The following is a 24,474-nucleotide window of genomic DNA, read 5'->3' as shown; positions in this document are numbered from 1 at the left end:
TTTTTCGTCTGCTGTTCTTATCGCAATAAGGTTATGAGCACAACTACCACATAGATCATCAGAAATAGCCCGATCCCCCTCCATAACAATTCACCGTAATATTTCTTCCAAAAAAGTGTTGATTCGATTGGTTTTTGAGCAATCATTTCTTCTTTATCCTCAATTGGTAAATGAATAGGTTCTTCCATCAACTCATGGAGTTCATGACATTCCCTACAAGTCGTTAAATGTTCTTTGATTAACTGATTGGTTCTATCACTGCAATCGCCTTCAACATATAGAGGCAACAGGTCTCTTACTAAATGACAATTCATTCTACCTCGCCTCCATTATTGGTCATATGTTTACGCAATTCCAACTTTGCTCGGTGTATGTTCGTCTTTACTTTTGATAACTTCCAATTCAATATATCAGCAATTTCATCGTAGGATAACTCCTGATATTCACGCAAAATAATGACTGTTTGATATTCTTCTTTCAATGAATGAATCGCTTGCATCATTTGTTCGCGGTCATTTTTATAAGCTAATTCTTCTTCCGGCTCCTTATACGTGTATTGCTCTAATGTGAACAATTCTTCAATGGGTGAATGAATGAATTTCGTTTCTCGGCGGTACCAATTAATGAATGTGTTATGAGCAATCGTGTACAGCCATGTTTTTATACTCGACTTTCCCGAAAAAGAAGTTAGTCCTTTGAACGCTTTCATAAAGGTATCTTGGGCTAAATCTTGAGCTATCTCCTTTTTTCTAGTGCGCTGAAATAAGTATGTATAGATCTCATCGTAATAAAGAGCATACAATTCTTCTAGTGTTTTCCAGTTACTCATTTACCAAAAATACCACACGGACATCCAGATTGAGAGCAAAATAAACAGGGCATACATCAACGTCATCATAATACGTATCCCCCAGATTTTCTCCTTATCTGCCTGATGAAAACTTTCACTCTCATTTTTATCTAATCCTATAACACATTCACTACATGCCTGCTCATGCCTCATCATCCATTCTTTTGAGTCAACTTCGAGTTCATCGTCCACATATAACTCATACAAATCTCGAAAAACTACACATTCATCCTTCTTATTCATAAAGTGCCACCCATTCTTTTGTTTCAATATCAACAAGATACAATTGATGTTCTGCTTTTTGATAAGGTCGAATAACAATCAACCAAGCTAAACGAACAAACCCATCATCATCGACAACTTGAGTCAATCTATATCTCGTGGCATAAGGAGTATAGTCTAGCTCATCTTTAATCACATCAAAAGCTTCCTTCCTACTAGCCACTGAAACCTTGACACTAGGTCGGTTGAAATAATCAATATCTCTACTGTAGTTGAAAGCAGGGGCTACTTCACTGTAACTAAATCGATGTACATAGAAAATTTGATCTATAGCAGGCTCATTAAAACTCCACTCATAAAAATAAGTATTTTTTTTCCGCGTCCACTCTTGCTCATGTAAATCTAACTGTTTCACAATCATCTCTTCTACTTCTTCTCCGTCAAACTCAATCTCTTCATTAAGATCTAATTGAAATTCAATGACATCTCCTGTGCGTCCATCTATTTGTACACGTTCACCGGCTTTAGTTGAAATACTTATCCTTACAGGTAAATAACTGTATTCATTATGAACATCATCAATAACATAAGGAGGTACTTCCTTCCCTATTAATCCATACCACTCTTTCAACGTTTTCTCAATGCCCTCTTCTGTGATCTGCACTCCTAGTAATGAATCTACTTTGTACAAGTTTAGTCGTTCATGAAATTGGACCACAGACTCCTTTTCCCACGTAATTTCTGTTTGCATCCAATCCTCACCATATGACGAGCCATCCGTCATTTTAGGGAATAGTCGAATCGTATAACGCTCACCTTCTTGCTTAGCCTCCGTATTAATTTGCGAACGCTCAATTAACGTTCGTCCAGTTTTTTCTAGATAATCAAACGAGCGATCAATATACTCTTCTTCAGTTAACGAGTCCCCTATAGGACCAGTTTTGCGATGAAGATTCATCACTTTTCCCGAAACTCCATCAATATCTATCGAATAGTTCACTGACCTAAACCAATAACGATTATGAAAATCCTGTGTTTCTGGTTGATTCATTGTAAATTCTGTATCATTTGTTAGCTTTGAAGCGATCTCTTTTGCTTCGTCGACATTGATCAGCTCAGCAGACTCAAAGTAACGAAGTTGGATGTCAGATTGGGCCGAGGTTAACGCCACATCCGCTAGATTTAAAAAGGGATTAGATAAAATAATGAATAGTAGAGTGACTAAAACAATAAATGGTTGCTTTAATCTTTTAATTATTAAATGGCTACTTTTACCGATAAGATGAAACGTTAGTAATAGGGCAAGAAAGGTAAATAGATTTGTCAACTCCATAATGTCATACATGTGGCCCGTTCGATTCATGATGAACACCCAACAAACAAATCCTATAGTAAATCCATAAAAGGCAACTACCTTTTTCCAAGATATACGCCAAAAGTTTTCAAAGAATAGATACAAACTCGCACTGACACCTATCAAGATAACTAAGTATGCCAGCACATCACTCGGGTAAATTTCACCTCTTGCTACATAAAAAAAGAAGCTCGTTAATAGTTGTATTACTGGCAAGCTAAGGACCGCAATATCAAAAGTGAAAAACATTCCTTTTCGCTTTAACTGATTCATCGTCACAATGTAATAAAAACCAACAACAACTATATAGCCAAAGAACATAAAGTGTAGAAACTGTCGTAAGGACGGCTGCCTTTCAACATAAACAGCTGATATTTCCGTTACATTCACTTGATGAAGCATCTCAACTGTCAGTCCTACAAGTAAAACCAATCGAACAACAACCCCTAGATAAACAGATGATTTGGACAGATCAGTATTTTTCATACACAACGTAACCAAGGAAAAAATAGCAATCCCCGCTATCGTCCACTGAATAATCCATTGACTGAAATGACTAAGTAAAAAGAAATTCTCTATATGTAATACAAACCGACTAATTACCTCCACGCCCCCACACCTCTCTCTTCATTTTCTATGAGCTCACATTATATAGACAATATAGATTTGAAAAAGTTTCAATTTATGTGGGGTTTTTTAACAAAAAAAAGCTTAACGACTACTAGTCGTTAAGCCCGAATCAATCAGAAATTTACTTACTTCTTTCGATATAAGTACATGGTTAGTGGTGCGAAGATTGCCATAATGAAGATGAAAACAAAGAAGACCCAGCCACTTTGTTCAAATGTCGCGATACCGTGCATCATTTATAAAAATAAATTTGATAAAAGAGTTAAAAATGATAATATTATCAATATATACTAATTTCAATTTCAAGATCCTTAATAATTACAAAATATTTATGGATGGGGGGAGCATTCTATTGGCACTATTCTTTGGTGGCTTATCAATCTGTCTCTCAATCTTATTTGCTATAATATCTGGCCTACCTTTGACTTCAAAACTAGGTTTAAAATTTCCTTACGAAGGATATCTTTTCTTGGGCCTAACATCAACATTTTTCTATTACTTTTATATATTGAACAACTTGAAATCTTCATTTAGTTATTCCAAATTTTTATATGGGATACCTTTAGCAATTATAAGTTTCTTTGCAATAATGTATATACAATACAATGTCGCATATTTCTCTAGCGACGGCTTTATACACAATGAAGCCATTGGAAATACTCTCAAGTCTCAAATGAGTTTTGCCGATTATATACTCATATCACCCAAAGAAGGCGTTTTCTTTATGTTAGGAAGCTTTTTATCACTATTTATTTTTATGGGGCGAAGAATAATCTGTTACGAATGTAAGAAGGGCTTTTTAGAAGAACAGTGGCTATTTGATTCCGATATTGATGACTATTTAAAAGATGTAAAACTAGTTAAGCCACTATTTATAGATAAAGATACTAATAAATTTAAAGTTTTTGTAGAAGAAAGACAAATGTTTACAAAGTTCCATACTCAGCAAAAGAATATGACTTATTCTTTCTACCAGCTCACCTGCCGCCACTGTGAGTCTAAATATATAGTTAGTAAAAGAAATAGAGATATTGGCGATAAAACTACTTCAAAGAAAAGTTACAAAATATTAATGAGTAATACAAAAAACACCTAAACAGACTATTTCTGCTGCATAGGTGTTATTCGTCTTACTTACTCAACTAGTGTCTAATTTTAATTATTTGTTCATGCGTTGTTAAATAATTGGGTTCACTCTCCATAATGGTTTTAACATCTGCCAATATGTGGTTACCCCTGTTATTCAACATTATTAAGTAATCATTCTTATTTATATTCATCTTTTCTTTATTGTCAAATAATCTTGACAGCCCTTGTTGGTGTAAATTAACTTTTTCTAAAAATATAGAAATTTCTCCTTCACTATTCATCAGTAAAATGTCTACGGTATCTTCCCTTGCAATAGCCCCTACTTGTATCCCTGAAATTTTATTCTCTTCTTCGTTTTTTATAAAAGTCAGGCTAGGATACACCGGTTTCAGGATAGCTTTCTATATTTTCAAATATTTCTTCCCAATTTGGTTTAGGCGGGTCATAATAAGTGTCCGTTTCAGCCCAAGTAGTATTAGAAAATGAAAATAATAGCAAAGACGATATACCTGTTATTAATATACTCTTTTTCATAAAAACACCTCCTAAAAAGCTTAACGACAACTAGTCGCTAAGCTCAAGCCAAAGTCAGCAAGGAATTTAATCCCTATACTTACTTCTTACGGTATAAGTACATCGTAAGTGGAGCGAATATTGCCATAATGAGGATGGAGACAAAGAAGACCCAGCCAATTTGTTCTAATGTCGCGGTACCGTGCATCAATCCACGAACAGCCGTTACAAGCAGGGAGATCGGGTTGACGTCAACGAACTTCTCCAACCAGCCTGGTAAAGTCTCCGGGTCAACGAACACATTGCTGACAAAGGTGAGTGGAAAAAGTACCATCATGCTTACCATCATCAGTGATTTTTCAGAACGCATAATTAATCCAAGTGTCGTCCAGATCCATGACAAGCTAAAGCAGAAAAATAAGATTAATGCTACTGCTTCAATCACCCCGATAAACCCACCATCTGGTCGAAATCCAAGCAGAAGACCAAGACTAATCATAATGGCTGATGCAATCGAGTAACGAACCGCATCCACAAGCAGTGCTCCAACTAATGCAGACGGCAGCCAAATCGGTAATGTACGAAAACGATCAAATATCCCTTTTCGAATATCATTGTTCAAGTCGATCCCTGTGTACATCGTAATTTGTGAAACAGTCATGACGAGAATACCTGGAAGCAGGAATTGCAAATATTCACTCGTAGAGCCAGCAATCGCCCCACCAAATAAATACGTAAACATCAATAGAAAAATAATTGGAAAAACAGTCACATCAAATAGTTGCTCAGGGATATGTTTAATCCGAAGCATAGCCCGTGAGGCGAAGGTTAAGGATGAAGATAATGCACTCGGGCGGTCAGGGCGCTTGCGTGAGGCAATCGCATCGAGTAATTTAGCATCCGTGCCGCTTTGTTCTTTCGGCTCTGTTGTTTGATTTATCATCATCGCGCCTCCTCCCTTGCTTTTGTTTCATCTTCAGGCTGATCCGTCAACGTCAAGAATACTTCATCTAGACTAGGCTGACCGAGTGAGAAGTTATGTACACCAATCTTCTCTTTCGCTAATTCTCCAAGGGCCTCTGCTGCTAGAGAAGCATCAGCTACTTGCGCGGTAAGAGAAGAAGCATCACCAGCAGGGGATACTGTTACCTCAAGCTTTTGTGTTAGAACCTCGATCGCTCTTGTTCGATCTTCAGGATCAAGAAGCGCAACATTTAACGTCCCCGTACCGACGGACGCCTTTAAATCTTTGCTCGTTCCTTCGGCAATAATCTTCCCCTTATTAATTACGGCAATTCGATCAGCTAATTGATCGGCTTCCTCTAAATATTGTGTCGTCAGTAACACCGTCGTACCTGCATTCACTAAAGCACGGACAATGTCCCACACTTGATTGCGGCTGCGCGGATCTAATCCAGTCGTCGGCTCATCAAGGAATAAGAGCTCAGGTGTGACCACAATACTTGCCGCAATATCAATACGGCGACGCATGCCTCCTGAGTAGGTTTTCACTTGCCTTTTTGATGCTTCGTCGAGACCGAAAGCACTTAGCAATTCGTTCGCTCTCCCTTTGGCCTCTTTTTTTGAGTAACCCATTAATCTTGCAATCATCACGAGATTCTCAACACCGGTTAAATCTTCATCAATCGATGCATATTGACCAGTCAGACTAATATGACTTTTGACGGCATCTGTTTCTTTCACTAAATCATGACCAAAAATACGTGCCGACCCCTCGTCTGGTTGAAGTAATGTGGCAAGCATGCGAATCGTCGTTGTCTTCCCTGCCCCGTTCGGCCCTAGAAAGCCATAGACCGTTCCTCTTGGAATCGACAAATCAACACCATCAACTGCACGGTGGTCACCGAATACCTTCACAAGCCCCTTCGCCTCAACCGCCAAATTGGTGGATTGTTCTGTTTGCTTATTTATACTCATAAGCCTCACCCTCTCAAATGTATTAATTAATAAAACCTTACTTCGAAACCTAGTGTCAGTCCCTCTGCCTATTACAACGATCGTAAACTGGGAAACAGGCATCAAAGATCCACGGTCTATCCCTATAAAATATCGAGAACAGTCCACTACTTAAATACTCTTATTTAATTTATACTTGGCAGGTTTATGTGCATTTAGGCACCATTATTACTCGAAAAACGATTCTAAAACGGACATATCAAAATCTTCAAGCACATAATATTGTTGATTTACACTTGCTGTATTGTCACTGTAGATGGTAAACTCTTTGCGCGGACCTCTTAGAAAGATTTTATACAACTCATCAGTCACGACTTCATCCAGATTACCTGTTTTTTTCATAGACATATTCATTAAATGAACTAATAAATCCTCTTTAGTTTCATCGTCGGTAATTTCAACTTCTTCATTCGCATTTAGTTCCCAGACTTCAATAGACTCTACATCAGTCTCCTCAACATCTAATATCTGATTCAAGGTTGTGGTTGACGAGCATCCAACTAAGAACATAAACATTACAGTTAATAATAAAAAGAATTTAAATTTCAATATAACCCCTCCAAAACCATAAAATGTCCACTTCAGCACTTACATGACAAAATAAATAACGTTAAGAATTTATTGGTTGAGGCTTCTTTTACAGACAGATAATGAGTAATATCCATTAATAGTAGCTTCCAAAAAGCTGATGTTAATCTCTCTGCTTCAAAACCACTATTTATTGCTTAAAGGATAAAGGCTCCTAAGCATTAAAGAAGGAGCCTTTGTCTCATTTATTTAATGACATTTAAATAGTTGTTAAGGCTATCTTGAACGCAGCCTGCAATTAAATCGATAAACGGTTCCAGTTCTTTTTTGACACTAGCGATTTCAAGAGTTTTATAATATTCAAGCCTTTGGCTGTTTTCAGCCTTTACAATAGCGGGCGGATAACCATGGCTTAGTAAAATAAGATTCATTAGGAGCCTGGCTGTTCTCCCATTCCCATCCGAAAACGGGTGAATATACACATACTGAAAGTGAAACCTTGCTGCAAGTTCAACCGGATGCATTGCGTCTTTATTTTGCTCGTACCAGGTAAACAGCTTTGCCATTTCTTCATCTATCATTAAGAAGTGAGGAGGGGTGTGCTCGCTACCTGAAATTCGAACGTTAATGGATCTATATTTACCCGCATTTTCGTTATCTATATTCTTAAGGATGAGATAATGTATATCTTTTACTGTTCGCTCAGTCAAAGACTCGCTCTTTTGAACTTGCTCTTCAACAAAGCTGATCGCTTCAGCATGGTTAATGACTTCAAAGTGCTCCTGAAGCTTTTTCCCCCCGATGGTCAACCCCTCTTCAATGACCACTTTTGTTTCCACTAGTGAAAGGGTATTTCCTTCAATGGCGTTGGAGTTATACGTCCACTCAACCCGGTACACGTCTTGAAGGTTTTTTACTGCGGCTGAAGGTAGCGGTCTGTAACTGTCAAGCTCGGTTTTCAACTGATCAATTGTGTTAAATCTAGTCATTTCATACACCTGCCCATCCTTAAGAATCTCCCGAATCTATTATGCTTATCATCGATAATGACTGTTTTTGTTGGTCCTTAATTATACCACATTTGATAAGTGCACCCAGCAGGCCAGACAACCTTTAAACCTCCCGAGGGAATATCAACTTATGATCAACAAATACTTTACAGTGGATTCTAAAAGTACCGCCAATCGTAACCTTAATTGCTTTTCTCTCCCCATTATCATTAACAAGCACCCCTGTTAAAGAAGCTCTTAATGCCAATCCGAGGTTCTGATCCTGTAACTGACCGTCGATATAAAGCTTTTCACCATTAAACCAACTATTCTCTATCTCAATTTTATGACCTTCATACATAACTTGGAATGTCTTTTTCATATCAAATTATCCCCCCCGCTGATTCTCATATTATTGGTTCATTTTAACATATATACCCATTACAATATTCCTTAACCTATAAAACTGTCAGAGAATACATAGGAAAAACGCTTGGAGAATTCCAAACGTTATTCATCTTCATTCTTTAAGTAACGCCGAATCTGAACAGGCACCGACCTTACCTTCGTCTCTCCATTAAATTCATTCCAACACCCATACAAACTACACCAATTAATAGTAAGATTGAAAGTGGTTCGATCAAATGAGTCAGACTACGTTCATAGATCGCTGCACCCTTTAGTGCTTCTAACCCATAAAAAATGGGCATCCCTTTTGAAAGAGTCAGAAGAATTTCATTTGTGACCGTCTCTATTGGCCAGAAAGCTCCACCAAGCATCGCTGATCCACTCGCTACAATTGGAATGATCGCTTGTAGTTGTTGGCTCGATCGAACGAGACCTAAAAGAAGGATTCCAACTGCGACAATCGTAAAGGTATATATAGCATTAATGAGAAGTATTGTCCCTATACGACTTCCAATGTCAATTCCAAAAGCAAAATGAAACAAGAAAAAGATTAGGGTGATTTGTAAATATCCAATGAGAAAACAATAGAGAAGATGCCCCATGTACAACTGTGATTTGCTAGCTGGCGTCGTTATAAGACGATCCCAAGTTCCAAGTCGCTTCTCTTCTGCTACATTCATTAAGCTGTACGAGATTGTATAGATAACAAAAAACAGCGTCATCCCAAACAGAGTATGAAGCCTTTCATTGAATTCAAACGATCCCGATTCTCCATCCACTGCTTGCGTGTTTAAGCTAAGCACCGGTTGCTCAAGGTTCTCTCTCACCTCTTGACGAAATTGTTTGTTTGCTTCAGATGTTTGGAGCTGCCTTAATCGAAGTTCCTCTCGATATACTTGCTGAATATATGAGTCTACCATCATTCGACTTGGTTCATCCGCCGCAATAAGGATTCGATAGTCATCTACTAATAGTTTCAACGCTAACCCTTTATTTCGGTTGGTAACTGCTTTTATTGCTTCCTCTTCATCGACCAAATTAAATTCATACGAATCAGATTCATTAAGTCTCTCAACCCAACTCATTGCCTCTTCTTTGTTCAAGGATTGATCCGAAAACGTTAACACCTCTACTTTACTATCTCCCCCTCCTCCTGCTAGTACCGCTACAAAAATAATTGTTAAGGAAAAGAATGATAACACCAAAACAGGAGCACGTCTTAACCTTTTTAATTGTAATAAAAATACCGATGTCATAATTAATTAGACCTCCTATGTGGGAAGATCATTACACTGATAAGTATGGACATCATCCCTATCACAACGACTCTAACCAATAAAGGGAATATTTCCATCATCCCAAACCCTTGCATCCACTGAAGATATGCCGTCAATGCCGCTCCGTTTGGTGTCCAGTTACCGAACATGCTAATGATTTCAGGCATGTCAGACGTCGGAAAGAAACTCCCACCTGCAAAGGCAAAGATACTGACAACTCCACCTGCAAAAACATTAGAAAACGTGTCGCTATCCCATCTATTAGAAATGGATGTCAACAGAGAGGCTAACCCTCCAACACAAATGGCAAGTGCGAATGAAATCAATAGCATACCACTCCAAAAAGATAAAGAGTTGCTCGTAAATGGCTCAAAGATCAGCTGTGACAATCCAAATAAAATGAATAATTGAATGAGGCCAATCACCGTTGCAGAAATAAACTTACCACTTAAATAAAAGAACGGATGTGTACCTGATAATATAATTCGATCAAAAACATGCTGCTGTTTTTCTACATAAGCTTTGCTTGCAAGTGTGGAACTTACATATAACACGAACATAACAGCCATTCCGATGGTGTAATATTGAAAAGAGGTTACTGGCTCATTGGCAGAAAGGGTCTCAACTCCTCCAATTTCTTGTGAAACCTCCTCACTTCCTTCGAATCCTTCTCCCCCTTGTGAGGCAAGTGAAATAGCGGTCTCAAAATTGAACGTACTAATGAAACTATTGATGATATTACGAAAGATATTGGCTTGTAACGAATACTCTTCTACGATCATCGAAAATTCGCTTCCCTCGCCACTGTTTAAATACATTTTTTGCATCGTGTTATACGTAAAGTCTTCAGGAACAATAAAGATTGCCGTTATTTCCCCTGTAGATAGCTCTGTATCGGCTTGTTCCTCGCTCATCTCTATTACCTCTACCATATTCCTAATAGACTCATCATTAAGAAATTGTTCGAGCGTGTGTAAGGGAGTTTGTGTTATGGCAACCTCACTAATGCCATCTACCGCTTCATCTGGCAGAGTACTATCCTCGAGTTCGTTTATAAATTGCTCGATACCTAGCTCTTCCTCATCATGAGAAACAAGAGCAACGGTCATATTCAATGCTTCTGTGTCTCCGCCAAGTAACCCTCGTAAGGCAAAGCCTAGAATCGTTAATAAGATTAACGGCATGGCAAGAAGAACAATTAATTCTGTTCGGTCACGTAAAAGAACAAGAAGATCTTTTTTCAAAAATGTACCCATGTGACCCCTCCTAATCTCTGAGTTTTCTTCCGGTTAAGTGTAAGAAAACATCCTCTAATGTAGGAATTTGAACATTTACATTCAAGATTTGTGTTTGATGACGTTCTGCTGCTTGGAAAACACTCGCTAATAGTCGGCTACCTTTTGGAACAATAAGTTTTATCTCTCTTTCAGACTCTACAATTTGTTTAATTTCATCATGTGCTTTTAACTCTTCTGCAAATGAAGGATAAGGACGATCTAATTCAATGACGATCGTCTCTTCTCCAGATAGAATCCCTTTCAATTCTTCTTTCGTACCCGTTGCTATGACTTGGCCATGATCCATGATGTAGACCCGGTCACACAGTCGTTCTACTTCTTCCATGTAATGGCTCGTATAGAGCACAGTTAATCCCTTTTCTTCATTTAAAAGTCTAACGGTCTCTAAAATGTGACTACGTGATTGTGGATCAATCCCTACAGTTGGTTCATCCATAATAAGAATTTCTGGCTCGTGCAGCATCGCAGCAGCCATATTAATCCGACGTTGCATCCCGCCTGAATAGGTTTTGACAATATCCTTTTGCCTTCCATCAAGGCCGACAATCTCTAGTACTTCTTGGATTCGCTTCTCTAATTTTTTTCCACGTAATCCGTAGATCCTACCGAAGAATTTTAAATTCTCATATGCTGTAAGCTCTGTGTATAAGGCAATTTCTTGCGGAACAATCCCTAATATTTTCCTCATACGCACAGGATCTTTAAGGACACTTTCCCCCTTTAAATATACCTCTCCTGATGTTGGCTTCACTAAAGTTGAAATCATCGAAATCGTCGTCGACTTTCCCGCTCCATTAGGTCCTAGAAGTCCAACCGACTCCCCTTGATCTAAATATAAACTAACCTCATCAACCGCAATCTTACTTTTAAATACTTTCTTTAGTGCCTCTGTTTCTAGCATGAAACATCCCTCCTCAGCCTTTTGCCCGAACTTTATAAGAACAGTATATAAAGAAAAAGACAGTGTACCCACTGCCTTCAGTCATTTATTATGTTAGAAACCATGACTTGAGTCACTATTTCAAACAACATTATGTCGTATCGCGTATATAGCAAGCTGCGTTCTGTCTCTTAATTGTAACTTGTCGAGGATGTTGCTGATGTTATTTTTTATCGTACCAATTGATAAGTAAAGCTCTTCTGCAATTTCTTTGTTGCTTAGCCCTTCTCCAACAAGCTTCATAATAGCTAACTCTCTAGTTGTAATAGAAGAATCTACATCAGATTTCTCTGATTGCTTAATTAATTTTGGCATGACCTTTGCTGCCACATGTTCTTCAAGTGACATGCCTCCTGCTAAACAACTGCGTATAGCTCGGATTAACTCCTTTGCATCGGCATCTTTTAACATATAACCTCTCGCACCGTTACGTAAGGCTTGAAGAGCATATTCATCATCATTAAAAGTCGTTAGAATCAATACTTTCTGGTCTATTTTTCGCTTATGAATGATTTTCATTGCTTCTAATCCATCCATAATGGGCATCCGGATATCCATAATAATCAAATCATAATGATTGGACTCACATAACGTCAGGGCTTCTTGCCCATTTGCTGCTTCCCCTGCGACACGGAGTTCAGGGTCGGTTTCGATCATCATTTTCAACCCTTGCCTGACCATCCCTTGATCTTCAACTAACAAGATTCGTATCACTTCTTTTCCCCCCTTTGATGTAACGGCAACGCTCCACGTACAATAAATTGCTGATTTGCTTGATAGACATCAAGGTTACCACCAACTTTCTCAATCCGCTCTCGCATCGCGAGTAAACCAAATCCCTCAGTAAACGTTTTTTCTTGTTTAAGCGGATTAATCACTTCAAACCGAAATACCTCTTGAGCAGGAGCTTCAAATAAAATGGTTACATCACGCCCCTCACTATGTCTCATCATATTCGTTAATGCTTCTTGAACCGCTCTATAGATGACAATCATTTGCTCGTTACCTAATGGTGCAGAAAATACTCCTGGCTTAAGTGAAAATTGGATTCGCAAGAAATTCTCCGCTTCGAGCTTACGGATAAGGTTAATAATAGCAGGCAATCCCCCAACCTCATCTAGCTGTAAGGCCTTTACAGCACTTCTAGTTTCCTCTAAACTTTCTTTCGCTAACTCTTTTAATTCAGAAAGCTTAGAAGCTGTTGGTTCATCTGCCTGCAGTCTAGCTACTTCAAGCTGCATCATCAATGCTGTTAGTTTATGCCCTACTGAATCATGTATATCTCTTGCAATCTGCGTTCTTTCCTCTTGCCTCGCTGCCTTTTCATCGCTTGCTATTCGACGTTTCATTTTCCTATACTCGCTAAGGAAAGCCTCATTCCGAACAAGCGTTGCTTCACGATCACTATAAATTGTTAGGAAGGAATAGAAAGCTACACTTATCAACACAACCAATAATAGTAGAAAAGAAGGAGATGTGGAGTGGTAACCTAAAAAGTAAGGAATAAAAGATAGAATGACTAATAATATTCCGTAGACAGCTACATACCGAGGCGAAATGGTCATGATCACCTTCCCTACAAGCAATGAATAAATAAGTAGAAGATATAAATCTACATTTGTGCTAGAAGTTGGCCACAAACTAATCATCACAAAAACCGCTGCAGCAATCATGTTTAGCAAAAAGAACATTTGATTTTTCTTTAGAAGAGAAGAAAGAAAATAGAAACCGAAGAAAGCTGCACTACAGACTAGACGAACAGCCATTTCCGAGGAAGATACGTGTAGTTGATTCAAAGCCATCACCCAAGAAACACTTAATAAAACAAGCCAAGCCCAATAAGATGGCATCCATACACCTCCTTCAAAAATCCTTATCATATAACAACTAATTTAATGAATTTCTATTCCATTTAAAACTATAAATTAAAATCAAAAGATTGGAAAGATGTATAAAATATTCAATTAATCGCCCATTGCATCTTATTGAATGCATATCCAAGGAATTCCGGTGTCTGGCCCTCTATAAAGCTTAATAGATCAATAGTTTAGTCCATTGGTGAATGACAAAAAGGTATTTAAGTTCTTTATTGTGACTTAAACAAAAGAGCAACCTTAAAAAGGATGCTCTTTGGCTTTAGAATTAAATGTAGGACTAATACGTAGCATCAATCAGTTACACTCTTTCTGCACTATTTTCTCTTATATATGAAACGATCTCATCAAAGTGATAATAATGGTTTACAACATCAACCGTAAAATCAACGGCTTTCTGCTGTGTCATTGTTAAATTGTAACCATTCAATTTCAAAAAAAGTCACTAAAGAGTGCAAGGCAGTTCGTTTATTAGCATTATGGAAAGCATGGTTTTGAGCCAATGATTGAAAAAGAGCTGCCGCCTTTGTAAACGTTTCTGGATATGCGTCTTCTTCAAAGGCAGACTGCTTTGGTCAGTTGACTGTAGATTCAAGCAACGTCAAATCTTTTATGCCAATTTGTTCTTTTGGTGAATACGTCTTTATTTGGTAAACATTTAGCATAGATACCTCACGCTCGGATAAATAACGTGTCATATCAACGGTCCTTTAGCATTTTAAATGCTTCATCGTATTCTTGCATCCCTTCGCCAACCATCTCTAAAAATCCTGCGTCAATCCTTGCTGGTACCTCTTCTCTCTTCTTTCTTAAACGGATCTCATCGCCAACCACATCCACAATCAGATTGTCCCCAGCCTTCGCATCAATTGCCTTTAGTGCATCTGATAACGTAACCCCCAAACTGTTTCCAATTTTGGTCACCTTTCGCTGCATTTTCTTTGACATATATCGCCCAACTCCATCTTTTTAGCTCTTATTTTACACACAGCAATTTAAAATTATAACCGTTACAACAACATTATATGATAAGAAGTAGATAAGTACCTGAATTTTCCGGTGTCAATTCCTCTTTCCATTACAACTTAAAATAATTGGTGACAGGCACCCTAGAACATCGCGATATTAAAATCCGAAATCATAGCTTGGATAGTCGCTGGAATTGCTGCGGTTAGTGGGGACTTGAGCTTGTTTTCCGGTTTTCTTCGTGTGATGGGTTGCTACTTTTAGTTTCCTTCTCTCTTGCTCTGCTTGGACGTCGGCTACGGTTTGAATTCCTTTTTCACTCCAGTCTTGGAGAACCTTCCTCACATAATTCCACGTTCTCACATTTTGCATTAAAGCGATTTTCATAGCTTCAATTAAAACCGCTTCAGGCTCTCTAAAGGTATGATCGATCAACCACGCATTGATGGATTCGGAGATAAACGGTGAAAGCATTCCGAAACCATTTTCCTCGTAAAAACGAAATGGGTTGTTATTGTTATTTATATCTTTATTAAGTTCTTTATTATTAAGTTCATTAACTAATGGGGAACGGTTGTGTGTGGAGATGTGCGTAGACTTGGCTGTAGAATTGTCTGCGTTGTAGGTACGGTTGACTGCTGTATTGTGTGTATAAGGTTCAGTCAACGCGGTTAAAAAATAGATGGCCGCCTGTCTCCCTTTTCTACTTTCATACGTTAGATAGCCTTTTTCCACTAGTTCTTGTCTCACTAAGTAAAAATGGCGTTCGGAGATACCAGCTTTTATTGTCACCACTGAAACCGCTACTGTAAAGGGCGTCTTCCACCCTGCTTTTTTGTACACTTGCATCAACGCATGCCAAACTGCAATTCCAGCTGCGCTAAGCGGCTTAGTCTCTAATTGATCATAAAATGCATTCAGTTGTTGTTCGTAATTCATCGAGATCCTCCTAGATTCGTTGGATTATTTTTTGAGAGTAGAGCATCGATACATCAAAATGTAGTGGCTAGGAGCATCGATTGCCTCTCCTAAAGTGCCTGTTAAACGGTTGAAAACTATAAATGCTAGCACCATACCCTCCGTTTTCACGAATCGTGTGATGGATCTCAATAATTTTTAACTCCTGAGCTTTCCTTAGCATTCGTGCAAAGGTCGACCGAGAAATCCCTTGTTTGCCGTCATGTGTTGCTTTAACCAATTTACAAATTCTCAACTCCGCTACACCATGATTTACGCTGCTTATGCGAATCAAGTGATCTAGTGCGATCCGCTCGCCTGTTGTAAATTTCTCTGAATAAAGGGCTAAGTGCAGTCCCACTGCTTCTTGAAACTCCCCCTTTGTTGCGAAGTGATTTAGTTGCGCATATAACTGACAATCGCGTGTCTTCATGTTACCTTCCTCCTATCATTTGATAGGCATAGCGTACCGTACAGCCAAAGAAGGTTCATCTTCGCAAAAAGGCAAAATGAAAGGGTCCAAAGAGCTCAAACAGACGTTTTGTCCTAGAGCAAACTGTGAGTTTGATCGAAGTGGAGGAGGGTGTTTGGGAGAAATGGTCGTTTTCGAAAAGATTATATTAGAGAACAACATCAGGATTGAGTTTGCTAGTAATTCTGGGCGTTTAAAGTATTCACTCCAAGTTAAGGCTAATTAGCTTTTTAATTTAAGAAATAAATAGTACAGTTGTTTATAAAAAAGCAAACTATAATAATCATAATGCAAACTATATATTGCATATTGTAAAATATACTGTATAATAAACAGTATACAAATTTTGGAGGTGTTTGATTTGATGTTATGGAAGAAGAAGCCTGTCGATGAACGTGTAACGAATATGCAAAATAAAATTTATCGAGAAATGTATCATCTTGTTATGCTGATCGCGCTAGTCTCAGTAGTAGTGAAATATTTGACAATCGAAGTATCTCTGCAAGTCGTATTAACTGAATTTCTCATTCTGCTTGGTGCCTCTATCTATTATTTAGTCAGATCAACTTATTTAGGGATCTACTCTGATGAAGTCGAATTACATGATACTCATAGCAAAATGAATCGAAGCAAGAAGAACTTTTATGGTGGTCTTGCTTTTGGTATCGTATTCGCGCTCATTTTCGCAACGAACAGTGCCATCAACTATGCAGAGGGCACCCAGCAAGCCATTTCTTACTTTGCTCTTGTATTTGCAGTGTCCCTATTTTTCTACGCTCCGTTCTTTATTTTATTCACATGGGTCACTCACACCGCCGCCAAAAAGAAGAGTGATCAAATCAATCAACAGCAATTAGATGAAAACAAAGGCAAGTGATTAGATGAAAAATATACGATTAAAACTGGCTCGAATCGAACATGACCTCTCACAGGAAGACCTGGCTAAAAAAGTCGGAGTCACCAGACAAACAATCGGTCTCATTGAAGCAGGGAAATATAACCCAACGTTAAATTTATGCCTTGCCATCTGTAAGACATTAGAGAAGACATTAGATGAATTGTTTTGGGAAGAGTAACACGTCATTTAATTGTAGACATTACAAAAGAGAATGCAGCTACTGCATTCTCTTTTGCGTTTTTTATAAGCACTCTCCTTTCAACCTCTCCCCCTACTTTTCTCTCAAAAAATCATTGACAGCTTTCTCAATTGGTTTTATAGTAATAATCATAAATGATATTGATAATTATTTTCAATTAGAAGGAGAGATTGGAGGATACATATGATGAACCGCTTATATACAGATGATTTGAGTATTGGTTACGGTGAGAAATTGATTGTGAAAAACTTGAGTACTGAAATTCCTGATAAGAAGATCACAACGATTATCGGCCCGAACGGCTGCGGAAAATCGACGTTGTTAAAAGCGATTACGAGGGTGATCTCCTCACAATCTGGTAACGTCATTTTAGATGGCGAGAGTATTTTTACAAGAAATACCAAAGATCTTGCCAAACAAATGGCTACCTTACCGCAAACACCTGAAAGTGCAAGCGGTTTAACCGTTGGAGAGCTTGTCTCATATGGTCGCTTCCCCTATCAAAAAGGATTTGGACGACTAACGCAAAAAGACATCGAGAAGGTTAATTGGGCGCTAACGGTCACAGGGACGATTGATTATAAATATCGTTCGGTCGATGCCCTATCCGGTGGTCAACGTCAGCGTGTCTGGATTGCGATGGCCCTTGCGCAGGACACGGAGATCATTTTTCTTGATGAGCCGACGACCTATCTTGATATGGCGCATCAGCTAGAAGTACTTGAGCTTTTGCAACAATTAAACAAAGAACAAGGCCGGACGATTGTGATGGTGCTGCATGACTTGAATCAAGCTGCTCGTTTTGCTGATCACATCGTTGCCCTAAAAGACGGGGAGATCGTTCAGTCAGGTACATGTGAAGAAGTGATTAGAAATGATGTATTGCAAAAGGTGTTTGGCATTGATGCTCTTATCGGCCGAGATCCGATCACCCAAAAACCAATGTGTGTCACATATAACTTAATCAAAGGAGAAACCAACCATGAAAAAAACAGTCATCATTCCGTTCCTTATGCTCTTAGTGCTACTAATTAGTGCTTGCGGCAGTAACTCAGAAGAAACGTCACCAGCAGAAGAAGAACAAGCAGGAACGTTTACTTATGAATCAGAAAACGGCCCGATTGAAGTTCCAGCTGATCCACAGCGTGTCGTTGTCTTATCATCATTTAATGCAGGAAGTGTCATGGCATTGGATGTAAATATTGTCGCGGTCGATTCTTGGGCCAAAATGAACGAACGTTATGCGCCTTATATTGAGGATGCTGAGGAAGTAACAGATGAAAGCTTAGAAAAAATTATTGAACTTGATCCTGATTTAATCATTGCCGCTCCGACAAACAATAACCTAGATAAACTAGGTGAAATTGCACCAACGGTCACCTACACATACGGTGAATTGGATTACCTCTCGCAGCATGTTGAAATCGGCAAGCTGTTAAATAAAGAAGAAGAAGCACAAGCTTGGGTCGATGACTTTAAAGAGCGTGCCCAAGCATCTGGCGAAGAAGTAAAAGAAAAAATTGGTGAGGATGCCACAGTCACTGTCGTGGAGAACTTTGACAAACAGCTTTACGTGTTTGGCGATAACTGGGGCCGTGGAACCGAAATTCTTTATCAAGAAATGGAACTTGCGATGCCAGAGAAAGTCGAAGAAATGGCGTTAAATGAAGGTTACTATGCCTTATCGGTTGAGGTATTACCTGAATATGCGGGAGATTATATGATTGTTAGTTCTGATGGTGTCGATACAGCTTATCAAGAAACAGACACATACAAAAACATTCCTGCTGTGGCAAATGAGCGTGTCTTCACAGCAAATGCTTCTGAGTTTTATTTCAACGATCCGATCACGCTAGACTTCCAATTAGACTTTTTCACAGAGAGTTTTCTAAGCAGCAACTAATAAATTGGGAGGAATCGACGAAGATTCCTCCTATTACTTTATAAAAAGAGATGAGAGCTATGATACATACAAATCGATTGATGAGATCTAAACTATTCCTGTTTCTCCTTGCTACTGCGGGATTTATCGCACTCTTTTTTGGTGCGATGGTCTTTGGAGCGGCTGAAGTGACCGTGCGTGAAGTGTGGGCGGCGCTCATGACGAGTGCAACGGGAGATCAGCTGTCGATGCTGAGGGAGATTCGCTTTCCACGTGCAGTCGCTGCTATTTTTGTTGGGGCGGCACTTGCCGTATCTGGGGCGATCATTCAAGGATTGACACGAAATCCATTAGCTGATCCAGGACTTCTTGGCATTACAGCTGGCGCAAACCTCGCTCTAGCAATAACGATTGCCTTTATTCCTACCGCTAACTACTTTGGGATGATGGTTGCCTGTTTTATCGGAGCCGCGGTTGGAACGGTGATGGTGCTTAGTATTGGTGCGGCACGAAAAGGCGGATTCTCTCCTTTTCGAATTGTCTTAGCCGGCGCGGCTGTCACCGCCTTTTTAACAGCCATTGCTGAAGGGATCGGTATTTACTTTAAAATTTCAAAAGACATTTCCATGTGGACGGCTGGCGGATTGATCGGTACCTCTTGGAGCCAGCTTCAAATTGTCATCCCATTTATTATAGGGGGAATCTTAGTCGCAATCTTCTTATCGAAACAACTGACGATCCTCAGCTTAAGTGAAGAAGTGGCAGTGGGTCTTGGACAGCATACGACCAAAATTAAAGTGATGTTGTTTTTAATCATCATTATGCTCGCAGGGGCAGCGGTTGCTCTCGTTGGTAATATCGCGTTCATCGGCTTAATGATCCCCCACATCGTGCGTGCAGTCGTTGGGACGGATTACCGCTATGTGTTACCGATGTCTGTCATATTCGGTGCCGGATTTATGCTGCTAGCTGACCTAGTCGCCAGAACCATCAGTGCTCCCTATGAAACACCAGTTGCAGCGATAGTGGCGATTATCGGACTACCATTCTTCCTCTTTATAGTACGAAAAGAAGGGAAGGCATTTGTATGATCCATCCAAGTCTTATTCGAAAACAACGACTGATCCTGGCGACCTTGTCTGCTCTTATTTTGGGAACGATCGTGATCGGTGCCGGAATCGGTCCGTCTTCTATGCCGTATGATCGCATTCTCCCTACCCTACTTGGTCAAGGAGAATTTAAAGAGGAATTTATTTTGTTTTCCGTTCGGTTGCCAAGGATCATCGTCACCTTGCTCGCTGGAATGGCACTTGCCCTATCTGGGGCGATCTTACAAGGAATCACGAGAAATGATTTAGCTGACCCTGGTATCATCGGGATCAACTCTGGTGCAGGTGTTGGGGTGGCAGTCTTTTATTTATTTTTCCCAGTAAATGATGGCAGCTTTGTTTTCTTACTACCAGTCGTAGCGTTTGTCTCAGCCCTACTCACAGCAATGGCAATTTATTTATTCTCATATAACCGCAAAACTGGGCTTGATCCTGTTCGTTTAGTCTTAACGGGGGTCGGATTTTCGATGGCGTTATCAGGTGTCATGATCTTGCTCATCTCATCGGTTGATCCATTTAAAGTCGACTTCATTGCGAGGTGGCTTGCAGGAAATGTATGGGGTGCCGACTGGCCGTTTATTTGGGCGATCTTCCCTTGGCTTGTTGTGTTAATCCCATTCACATTATATAAAGCAAACCGGCTGAACATCATGGGGCTAGGCGAACCTGCTGCTATTGGTGTTGGCATTCTAATCGAGCGTGAACGTTTTGTCCTTCTTCTAACTGCAGTCGCGCTTGCCTCATCTGCAGTTTCAGTGACAGGGGGAATTGCGTTCATCGGACTTATGGCTCCCCATATCGCAAAAGCACTTGTTGGACCTCGCAATCAACTCTTTATTCCAATAGCCCTCCTGCTTGGCGGATGGCTATTAGTATTAGCCGATACGGTTGGACGAAACTTAGTCGAGCCTAACGGGATTCCAACAGGGATAATGGTTGCCCTGATTGGTGCACCTTACTTTATGTATTTATTGATGAAGAAATAAACAGTAAGATTAAGAGCCCTTGATCATGTGATTTCAAGGGCTTTTCTGTCTATAGAGTTAGTAGATGTACTATACTAAACGTATATCAATAAAAGCAGTCAATTGTATATAAAGAAAGGCTTGAATAACCAATGGACAATTCCTATGTGCAACAGCTTGTCGACCAATTCATCGAACATAAAGATGCAGTGTATGCCGAGTGGTCAGAAAACTACTTACGTAATCAATTTACATGTCTTGGTATTAGAACACCGATTCGCAAGCAATTAATAAAGGAACATATAAAGGTGCATGGTCTACCTGAAAGAGAATCATTAAAAGAGGTCATTTTCTCGCTTTGGAATCTCCCAGCACGAGAATATCAGCATGCTGCCTTAGATATCCTACAACATTCTAAAAAGAGTCTTACTCCAGAAGATATGGAGTGGCTATCACCTTTAATTACTTCGAAATCATGGTGGGAAACGGTTGATACGCTCGCTCCGAATATCTTTGGGTACTTGTTCACCGAATATCCAGATCTCGTCAATCAATATGCTGATCAATGGATTAACGATGATCAAATGTGGCTTCAAAGAACCGCCATTCTCTTTCAATTAAAATATAAAGAAAAAACAAATGAAGATCGTCTTTTTGCTTACATACAAAGAAGGTCCGAGAGCAATGAATTTTTTGTTCAGAAAGCAATTGGCTGGTCCTTACGTGAATATGCCAAATCCAATCCTAATCGTGTAAAACTATTCGTTTCAGAAACATCTTTAAAACCATTAAGCCAAAGAGAAGCACTAAAGCATTTAAATAAATGAGATGGCTGGTCTCTAATACAATGTAGACTAAAAGGCTTGCCCGAAGTTTTTCAGGTAAGCCTTTTATTACTTTGTTGCTTGTCCAAAAGTACGCGTTTATTAATAACTGAACAGCTCGCAAATGAATGATCCGCAGACTTGTTGGATTTATAACAGCTTTCTGAATGAGCAATCACTCACTTATGTTCCTGATGATAAAGAAAGTACTTGATCCTTTTCATTAATAATCGTTCGAACAATATGGATTGAATCCCATTCTCCAGATGAAAGTGTGGTGATCGGATATTTTTTTGGAAACAATTCCGCATTAATGTCTTCAGGAGTGTTCCCTTCCTCATACAATTTCAAAATCATTCCTTGTAGATCCAATAAATAATCTAGCTTACTCTTTATTGCTGTTCGTCCATTCTTCAAGTGGCCTGCATGACTACAAAACACCTCATCAAAATCATAGGTTAAGGTCTTCTTTAAGGAATCAATTGTCACTAGCACATTTTCTTCTCTAAGTACCACCTTTGTCTTTTTTTGACAATATAGATCCCCCGTAAAAAGCTGTCCTGTTTGCTTATTTAAAAAGGAAAGGTGATCTATCGCATGTCCTGGCGTTTTGATGACTTGCCATGATGCATTTCGAGATTGAAATGTTTCACCGATCGGTTCAGCGCGAAATGGTTTACGTCTCCCCCAAAACAATTGGCGATAGAGTGGATAATTTGCCTTCGTTATACATGAGTGAAGCATCGTATTATCCATGAAAATGGGTAACTCACGCTCTTTTTGTAAAAAAGCCGCACCACCCGTATGATCTTCATGGAAGTGTGTGATGACGACTTTATCAATATCCAATCGCGTAAAAAAGGGCTTAAATAATCGCTCGAGTGACTTTGCCCCTGTGTCAATGAGAATTCCATCCACGAAAAAGCAATGGACATTTAGTTTCACACGTTGAAATGACATCTTTCCATTGACCATTTGTACCCCATTGACGACCCTTTGCTCCACATCTTTCTTCATTAAAATAGCCGTTCCCCTCCTTCATCGTTTAATAGCCATTATGTCAGTTATTCTACTAAATCACCCTGAATCCTCTATATTTTTCAGCACATAACCTCAACCTCTCAATCTAAAAAAAGAACACACCAATTTTTTATGATGTGTTCCCTTCCAACTTGCCCTCCTTACGTGCGCAATGATTAGTACTGATGATCTTCTTCAGCAGCCATTGCGATTTCTTTCGTCTCATGAATGGTGCCAAACGGATGCTCTGGTGGCGCGTAGATTGAATACAGCTTGATTGGAGTATCACCTATGTTCGTTAAGTTATGCCACTTGCCAGCCGGAATCACGATCGCATAGTCATCGTAGACCTCTTGTTCGATATATAAATTATCTGGCACATCCCCCATTTGCACAAATCCGTGTCCTTCTTCAAGCCGGATAAATTGATCAAGGTTTGGATGCGTTTCTAAGCCAATGTCTCCCCCAACCTCAATACTCATCAAGGTAATTTGCAAATGATCACCCGTCCACAATGTCGTTCGGTAATTGGTGTTTTCTTTTGTCACTTCTTCAATATCAATGATCAACGGTTCTGGTCCGTAGTCTTGTATTCGATTTTGGATATCTTCGTATAATGAACTTAGTCGTTGTGCATTTTCTTGTTCACCCTCCAAAGCCCAAAGAAAGCTATTATGAACCTCTAGATGCTGAGGAAGTAAACATGCTCTATAATAATCATTTACAGCCTCAACTTCCATCTCATACGCTTTTTGCAAACCATCTTGATAGCTATCCACAGAGACTGAATCAACCTCATAGGTAGGCTCTGTTCCTAAAAGATACGTATAAAGGTTCGTAAAATGGTCCAAATAAGCCTGCTTTCCTTCTAACGCATAAAGAAGGTTTTCTTGATGATCGTAATCTGGTGCAGCATCAGCTAATCGATGATAAAGGTCAATCGCCGAGGCTTCTCTCTTAATAGCTGCAAAGAGTTCATCGGCCGCCATTTGTTGCTCTGTTCTGTATTCGTTTCCATGGTTTAATTTCGCATAATAAGGATATAAATTCCCGTTCGGTTCATAATGCAAATTGTTCATCTCCTTTAAAAGTTGATAAAGCATCATATGCCCATGTTTTAAGAACGTAACTTCAATTGGGAACTTCATCTTAATTAGGCTCCTACCTAGCTAACAAATAAAAAGAGCCACCAAATTGGCAGCTCCATCGATAGGTTTTTATAAGAGTGAGAAT

Annotated in this window: 28 protein-coding genes and 1 pseudogene; 8 read left to right on the top strand and 21 right to left on the bottom strand. The window is 39.2% G+C overall.

What is annotated here, in order from left to right:
- Positions 1-17: 17 nt before the first annotated feature.
- From CDZ88_RS04080 to CDZ88_RS04065, 4 genes are read right to left on the bottom strand one after another with little or no spacing between them, the layout of a single operon-like run.
- Complete coding sequence (locus tag CDZ88_RS04080; protein WP_100372323.1) at positions 18-314, bottom strand: anti-sigma factor family protein; 297 nt, start codon at positions 312-314, stop codon at positions 18-20.
- On the bottom strand, positions 311-829 hold the full coding sequence (locus CDZ88_RS04075; protein WP_100372322.1) for an RNA polymerase sigma factor: 519 nt from the start codon (positions 827-829) through the stop codon (positions 311-313). The genes CDZ88_RS04080 and CDZ88_RS04075 overlap by 4 nt, the downstream gene beginning before the upstream one ends.
- Positions 830-1,093 (bottom strand): zf-HC2 domain-containing protein, encoded by a 264-nt coding sequence (locus CDZ88_RS04070; RefSeq protein WP_100372321.1) that lies wholly within the window; start codon positions 1,091-1,093, stop codon positions 830-832.
- Entirely contained in the window at positions 1,086-3,035 is a 1,950-nt protein-coding gene (locus CDZ88_RS04065; RefSeq protein WP_157796469.1) for a hypothetical protein, read from the bottom strand. Before CDZ88_RS04065 ends, CDZ88_RS04070 begins: the two co-directional genes overlap by 8 nt.
- A gap of 373 nt (positions 3,036-3,408) precedes the next feature.
- Here CDZ88_RS04065 and CDZ88_RS04055 point away from each other — a divergent pair, with 373 nt between their 5' ends.
- A complete protein-coding gene (locus CDZ88_RS04055) occupies positions 3,409-4,152 on the top strand; it encodes a hypothetical protein (protein WP_157796468.1) in 744 nt (247 codons plus the stop codon).
- 365 nt (positions 4,153-4,517) lie between these two features.
- Here the strand turns inward: CDZ88_RS04055 and CDZ88_RS17325 are convergent, their stop codons facing one another.
- The 15 genes and pseudogenes from CDZ88_RS17325 to CDZ88_RS03980 form a co-directional block, all read right to left on the bottom strand.
- Positions 4,518-4,679 carry a hypothetical protein gene (locus CDZ88_RS17325; RefSeq protein WP_157796467.1) on the bottom strand — a complete coding sequence of 54 codons (162 nt, stop codon included), beginning with the start codon at positions 4,677-4,679 and terminating at the stop codon, positions 4,518-4,520.
- Between the two features lie 79 nt (positions 4,680-4,758).
- Positions 4,759-5,601 carry an ABC transporter permease gene (locus CDZ88_RS04045; protein WP_100372317.1) on the bottom strand — a complete coding sequence of 281 codons (843 nt, stop codon included), beginning with the start codon at positions 5,599-5,601 and terminating at the stop codon, positions 4,759-4,761.
- Positions 5,601-6,596, bottom strand: a complete 996-nt coding sequence (locus CDZ88_RS04040; protein ID WP_100372316.1) for an ATP-binding cassette domain-containing protein — start codon at positions 6,594-6,596, stop codon at positions 5,601-5,603. Before CDZ88_RS04040 ends, CDZ88_RS04045 begins: the two co-directional genes overlap by 1 nt.
- Positions 6,597-6,803: 207 nt before the next feature.
- Positions 6,804-7,184 carry a hypothetical protein gene (locus CDZ88_RS04035; protein WP_100372315.1) on the bottom strand — a complete coding sequence of 127 codons (381 nt, stop codon included), beginning with the start codon at positions 7,182-7,184 and terminating at the stop codon, positions 6,804-6,806.
- Positions 7,185-7,408: 224 nt separating this feature from the next.
- Positions 7,409-8,152 (bottom strand): Fic family protein, encoded by a 744-nt coding sequence (locus CDZ88_RS04030; RefSeq protein WP_100372314.1) that lies wholly within the window; start codon positions 8,150-8,152, stop codon positions 7,409-7,411.
- Between the two features lie 124 nt (positions 8,153-8,276).
- Positions 8,277-8,534, bottom strand: a complete 258-nt coding sequence (locus CDZ88_RS04025; RefSeq protein WP_100372313.1) for a hypothetical protein — start codon at positions 8,532-8,534, stop codon at positions 8,277-8,279.
- 178 nt (positions 8,535-8,712) lie between these two features.
- Positions 8,713-9,816, bottom strand: a complete 1,104-nt coding sequence (locus tag CDZ88_RS04020) for an ABC transporter permease (protein WP_100372312.1) — start codon at positions 9,814-9,816, stop codon at positions 8,713-8,715.
- A gap of 2 nt (positions 9,817-9,818) precedes the next feature.
- Positions 9,819-11,093, bottom strand: a complete 1,275-nt coding sequence (locus CDZ88_RS04015) for an ABC transporter permease (protein WP_100372311.1) — start codon at positions 11,091-11,093, stop codon at positions 9,819-9,821.
- A 10-nt stretch (positions 11,094-11,103) separates the two neighbouring features.
- Positions 11,104-12,036: an ABC transporter ATP-binding protein gene (locus CDZ88_RS04010; RefSeq protein WP_100372310.1), complete on the bottom strand. Its 933-nt coding sequence runs from the start codon at positions 12,034-12,036 to the stop codon at positions 11,104-11,106.
- A gap of 120 nt (positions 12,037-12,156) precedes the next feature.
- Positions 12,157-12,789 carry a response regulator gene (locus CDZ88_RS04005; RefSeq protein WP_100372309.1) on the bottom strand — a complete coding sequence of 211 codons (633 nt, stop codon included), beginning with the start codon at positions 12,787-12,789 and terminating at the stop codon, positions 12,157-12,159.
- Complete coding sequence (locus CDZ88_RS04000) at positions 12,786-13,925, bottom strand: sensor histidine kinase (RefSeq protein WP_100372308.1); 1,140 nt, start codon at positions 13,923-13,925, stop codon at positions 12,786-12,788. The genes CDZ88_RS04005 and CDZ88_RS04000 overlap by 4 nt, the downstream gene beginning before the upstream one ends.
- Before the next feature lie 325 nt (positions 13,926-14,250).
- Positions 14,251-14,647, bottom strand: a pseudogene (locus CDZ88_RS03995) (type II toxin-antitoxin system death-on-curing family toxin).
- A gap of 1 nt (position 14,648) precedes the next feature.
- On the bottom strand, positions 14,649-14,897 hold the full coding sequence (locus CDZ88_RS03990) for an AbrB/MazE/SpoVT family DNA-binding domain-containing protein (RefSeq protein ID WP_100372307.1): 249 nt from the start codon (positions 14,895-14,897) through the stop codon (positions 14,649-14,651).
- A gap of 177 nt (positions 14,898-15,074) precedes the next feature.
- Positions 15,075-15,854, bottom strand: a complete 780-nt coding sequence (locus CDZ88_RS03985) for a DnaD domain-containing protein (RefSeq protein ID WP_100372306.1) — start codon at positions 15,852-15,854, stop codon at positions 15,075-15,077.
- A gap of 67 nt (positions 15,855-15,921) precedes the next feature.
- Positions 15,922-16,305, bottom strand: a complete 384-nt coding sequence (locus CDZ88_RS03980) for a hypothetical protein (RefSeq protein WP_100372305.1) — start codon at positions 16,303-16,305, stop codon at positions 15,922-15,924.
- Positions 16,306-16,708: 403 nt separating this feature from the next.
- On the opposite strand from CDZ88_RS03980, the gene CDZ88_RS03975 reads away from it, so the two are divergent.
- From CDZ88_RS03975 to CDZ88_RS03945, 7 genes are all read left to right on the top strand, one after another.
- Positions 16,709-17,221 (top strand): DUF6773 family protein, encoded by a 513-nt coding sequence (locus tag CDZ88_RS03975; protein ID WP_232718550.1) that lies wholly within the window; start codon positions 16,709-16,711, stop codon positions 17,219-17,221.
- A gap of 4 nt (positions 17,222-17,225) precedes the next feature.
- Positions 17,226-17,420, top strand: a complete 195-nt coding sequence (locus CDZ88_RS03970; RefSeq protein WP_100372303.1) for a helix-turn-helix transcriptional regulator — start codon at positions 17,226-17,228, stop codon at positions 17,418-17,420.
- Positions 17,421-17,627: 207 nt separating this feature from the next.
- Positions 17,628-18,476, top strand: a complete 849-nt coding sequence (locus CDZ88_RS03965) for an ABC transporter ATP-binding protein (RefSeq protein WP_100374589.1) — start codon at positions 17,628-17,630, stop codon at positions 18,474-18,476.
- Positions 18,424-19,344, top strand: a complete 921-nt coding sequence (locus CDZ88_RS03960; RefSeq protein WP_100372302.1) for an iron-hydroxamate ABC transporter substrate-binding protein — start codon at positions 18,424-18,426, stop codon at positions 19,342-19,344. Before CDZ88_RS03965 ends, CDZ88_RS03960 begins: the two co-directional genes overlap by 53 nt.
- 80 nt (positions 19,345-19,424) lie before the next feature.
- Positions 19,425-20,414, top strand: coding sequence for a FecCD family ABC transporter permease (locus CDZ88_RS03955; protein WP_232718703.1), 990 nt, complete (start codon positions 19,425-19,427; stop codon positions 20,412-20,414).
- Positions 20,411-21,418: a FecCD family ABC transporter permease gene (locus CDZ88_RS03950; protein ID WP_100372300.1), complete on the top strand. Its 1,008-nt coding sequence runs from the start codon at positions 20,411-20,413 to the stop codon at positions 21,416-21,418. Before CDZ88_RS03955 ends, CDZ88_RS03950 begins: the two co-directional genes overlap by 4 nt.
- A gap of 131 nt (positions 21,419-21,549) precedes the next feature.
- A complete protein-coding gene (locus CDZ88_RS03945; RefSeq protein WP_100372299.1) occupies positions 21,550-22,224 on the top strand; it encodes a DNA alkylation repair protein in 675 nt (224 codons plus the stop codon).
- 180 nt (positions 22,225-22,404) lie between these two features.
- On the opposite strand, the gene CDZ88_RS03940 is transcribed toward CDZ88_RS03945, so the two are convergent.
- Positions 22,405-23,244 carry an MBL fold metallo-hydrolase gene (locus tag CDZ88_RS03940; RefSeq protein WP_198507881.1) on the bottom strand — a complete coding sequence of 280 codons (840 nt, stop codon included), beginning with the start codon at positions 23,242-23,244 and terminating at the stop codon, positions 22,405-22,407.
- A 173-nt stretch (positions 23,245-23,417) separates the two neighbouring features.
- Complete coding sequence (locus tag CDZ88_RS03935) at positions 23,418-24,389, bottom strand: cupin domain-containing protein (protein WP_232718548.1); 972 nt, start codon at positions 24,387-24,389, stop codon at positions 23,418-23,420.
- Positions 24,390-24,474: the final 85 nt, after the last annotated feature.

This window comes from Bacillus sp. FJAT-45037, assembly GCF_002797325.1.
Classification (GTDB): domain Bacteria; phylum Bacillota; class Bacilli; order Bacillales; family Bacillaceae_D; genus Alkalihalophilus.
The sequence above is the reverse complement of the archived record's forward strand: the minus strand, read 5'-3'. Positions and strand labels throughout refer to the sequence as shown.

Coding starts and splice junctions, on each gene's coding strand:
- CDZ88_RS04080 (WP_100372323.1), bottom strand. CDS start 314: ATGAATTGTCATTTAGTAAGAGACCTGTTGCCTCTATATGTTGAAGGC.
- CDZ88_RS04075 (WP_100372322.1), bottom strand. CDS start 829: ATGAGTAACTGGAAAACACTAGAAGAATTGTATGCTCTTTATTACGAT.
- CDZ88_RS04070 (WP_100372321.1), bottom strand. CDS start 1,093: ATGAATAAGAAGGATGAATGTGTAGTTTTTCGAGATTTGTATGAGTTA.
- CDZ88_RS17325 (WP_157796467.1), bottom strand. CDS start 4,679: ATGAAAAAGAGTATATTAATAACAGGTATATCGTCTTTGCTATTATTT.
- CDZ88_RS04045 (WP_100372317.1), bottom strand. CDS start 5,601: ATGATAAATCAAACAACAGAGCCGAAAGAACAAAGCGGCACGGATGCT.
- CDZ88_RS04040 (WP_100372316.1), bottom strand. CDS start 6,596: ATGAGTATAAATAAGCAAACAGAACAATCCACCAATTTGGCGGTTGAG.
- CDZ88_RS04030 (WP_100372314.1), bottom strand. CDS start 8,152: ATGACTAGATTTAACACAATTGATCAGTTGAAAACCGAGCTTGACAGT.
- CDZ88_RS04025 (WP_100372313.1), bottom strand. CDS start 8,534: ATGAAAAAGACATTCCAAGTTATGTATGAAGGTCATAAAATTGAGATA.
- CDZ88_RS04020 (WP_100372312.1), bottom strand. CDS start 9,816: ATGACATCGGTATTTTTATTACAATTAAAAAGGTTAAGACGTGCTCCT.
- CDZ88_RS04015 (WP_100372311.1), bottom strand. CDS start 11,093: ATGGGTACATTTTTGAAAAAAGATCTTCTTGTTCTTTTACGTGACCGA.
- CDZ88_RS04010 (WP_100372310.1), bottom strand. CDS start 12,036: ATGCTAGAAACAGAGGCACTAAAGAAAGTATTTAAAAGTAAGATTGCG.
- CDZ88_RS04000 (WP_100372308.1), bottom strand. CDS start 13,925: ATGCCATCTTATTGGGCTTGGCTTGTTTTATTAAGTGTTTCTTGGGTG.
- CDZ88_RS03990 (WP_100372307.1), bottom strand. CDS start 14,897: ATGTCAAAGAAAATGCAGCGAAAGGTGACCAAAATTGGAAACAGTTTG.
- CDZ88_RS03985 (WP_100372306.1), bottom strand. CDS start 15,854: ATGAATTACGAACAACAACTGAATGCATTTTATGATCAATTAGAGACT.
- CDZ88_RS03980 (WP_100372305.1), bottom strand. CDS start 16,305: ATGAAGACACGCGATTGTCAGTTATATGCGCAACTAAATCACTTCGCA.
- CDZ88_RS03975 (WP_232718550.1), top strand. CDS start 16,709: ATGTTATGGAAGAAGAAGCCTGTCGATGAACGTGTAACGAATATGCAA.
- CDZ88_RS03970 (WP_100372303.1), top strand. CDS start 17,226: ATGAAAAATATACGATTAAAACTGGCTCGAATCGAACATGACCTCTCA.
- CDZ88_RS03965 (WP_100374589.1), top strand. CDS start 17,628: ATGAACCGCTTATATACAGATGATTTGAGTATTGGTTACGGTGAGAAA.
- CDZ88_RS03960 (WP_100372302.1), top strand. CDS start 18,424: ATGAAAAAAACAGTCATCATTCCGTTCCTTATGCTCTTAGTGCTACTA.
- CDZ88_RS03955 (WP_232718703.1), top strand. CDS start 19,425: ATGAGATCTAAACTATTCCTGTTTCTCCTTGCTACTGCGGGATTTATC.
- CDZ88_RS03950 (WP_100372300.1), top strand. CDS start 20,411: ATGATCCATCCAAGTCTTATTCGAAAACAACGACTGATCCTGGCGACC.
- CDZ88_RS03945 (WP_100372299.1), top strand. CDS start 21,550: ATGGACAATTCCTATGTGCAACAGCTTGTCGACCAATTCATCGAACAT.
- CDZ88_RS03935 (WP_232718548.1), bottom strand. CDS start 24,389: ATGAAGTTCCCAATTGAAGTTACGTTCTTAAAACATGGGCATATGATG.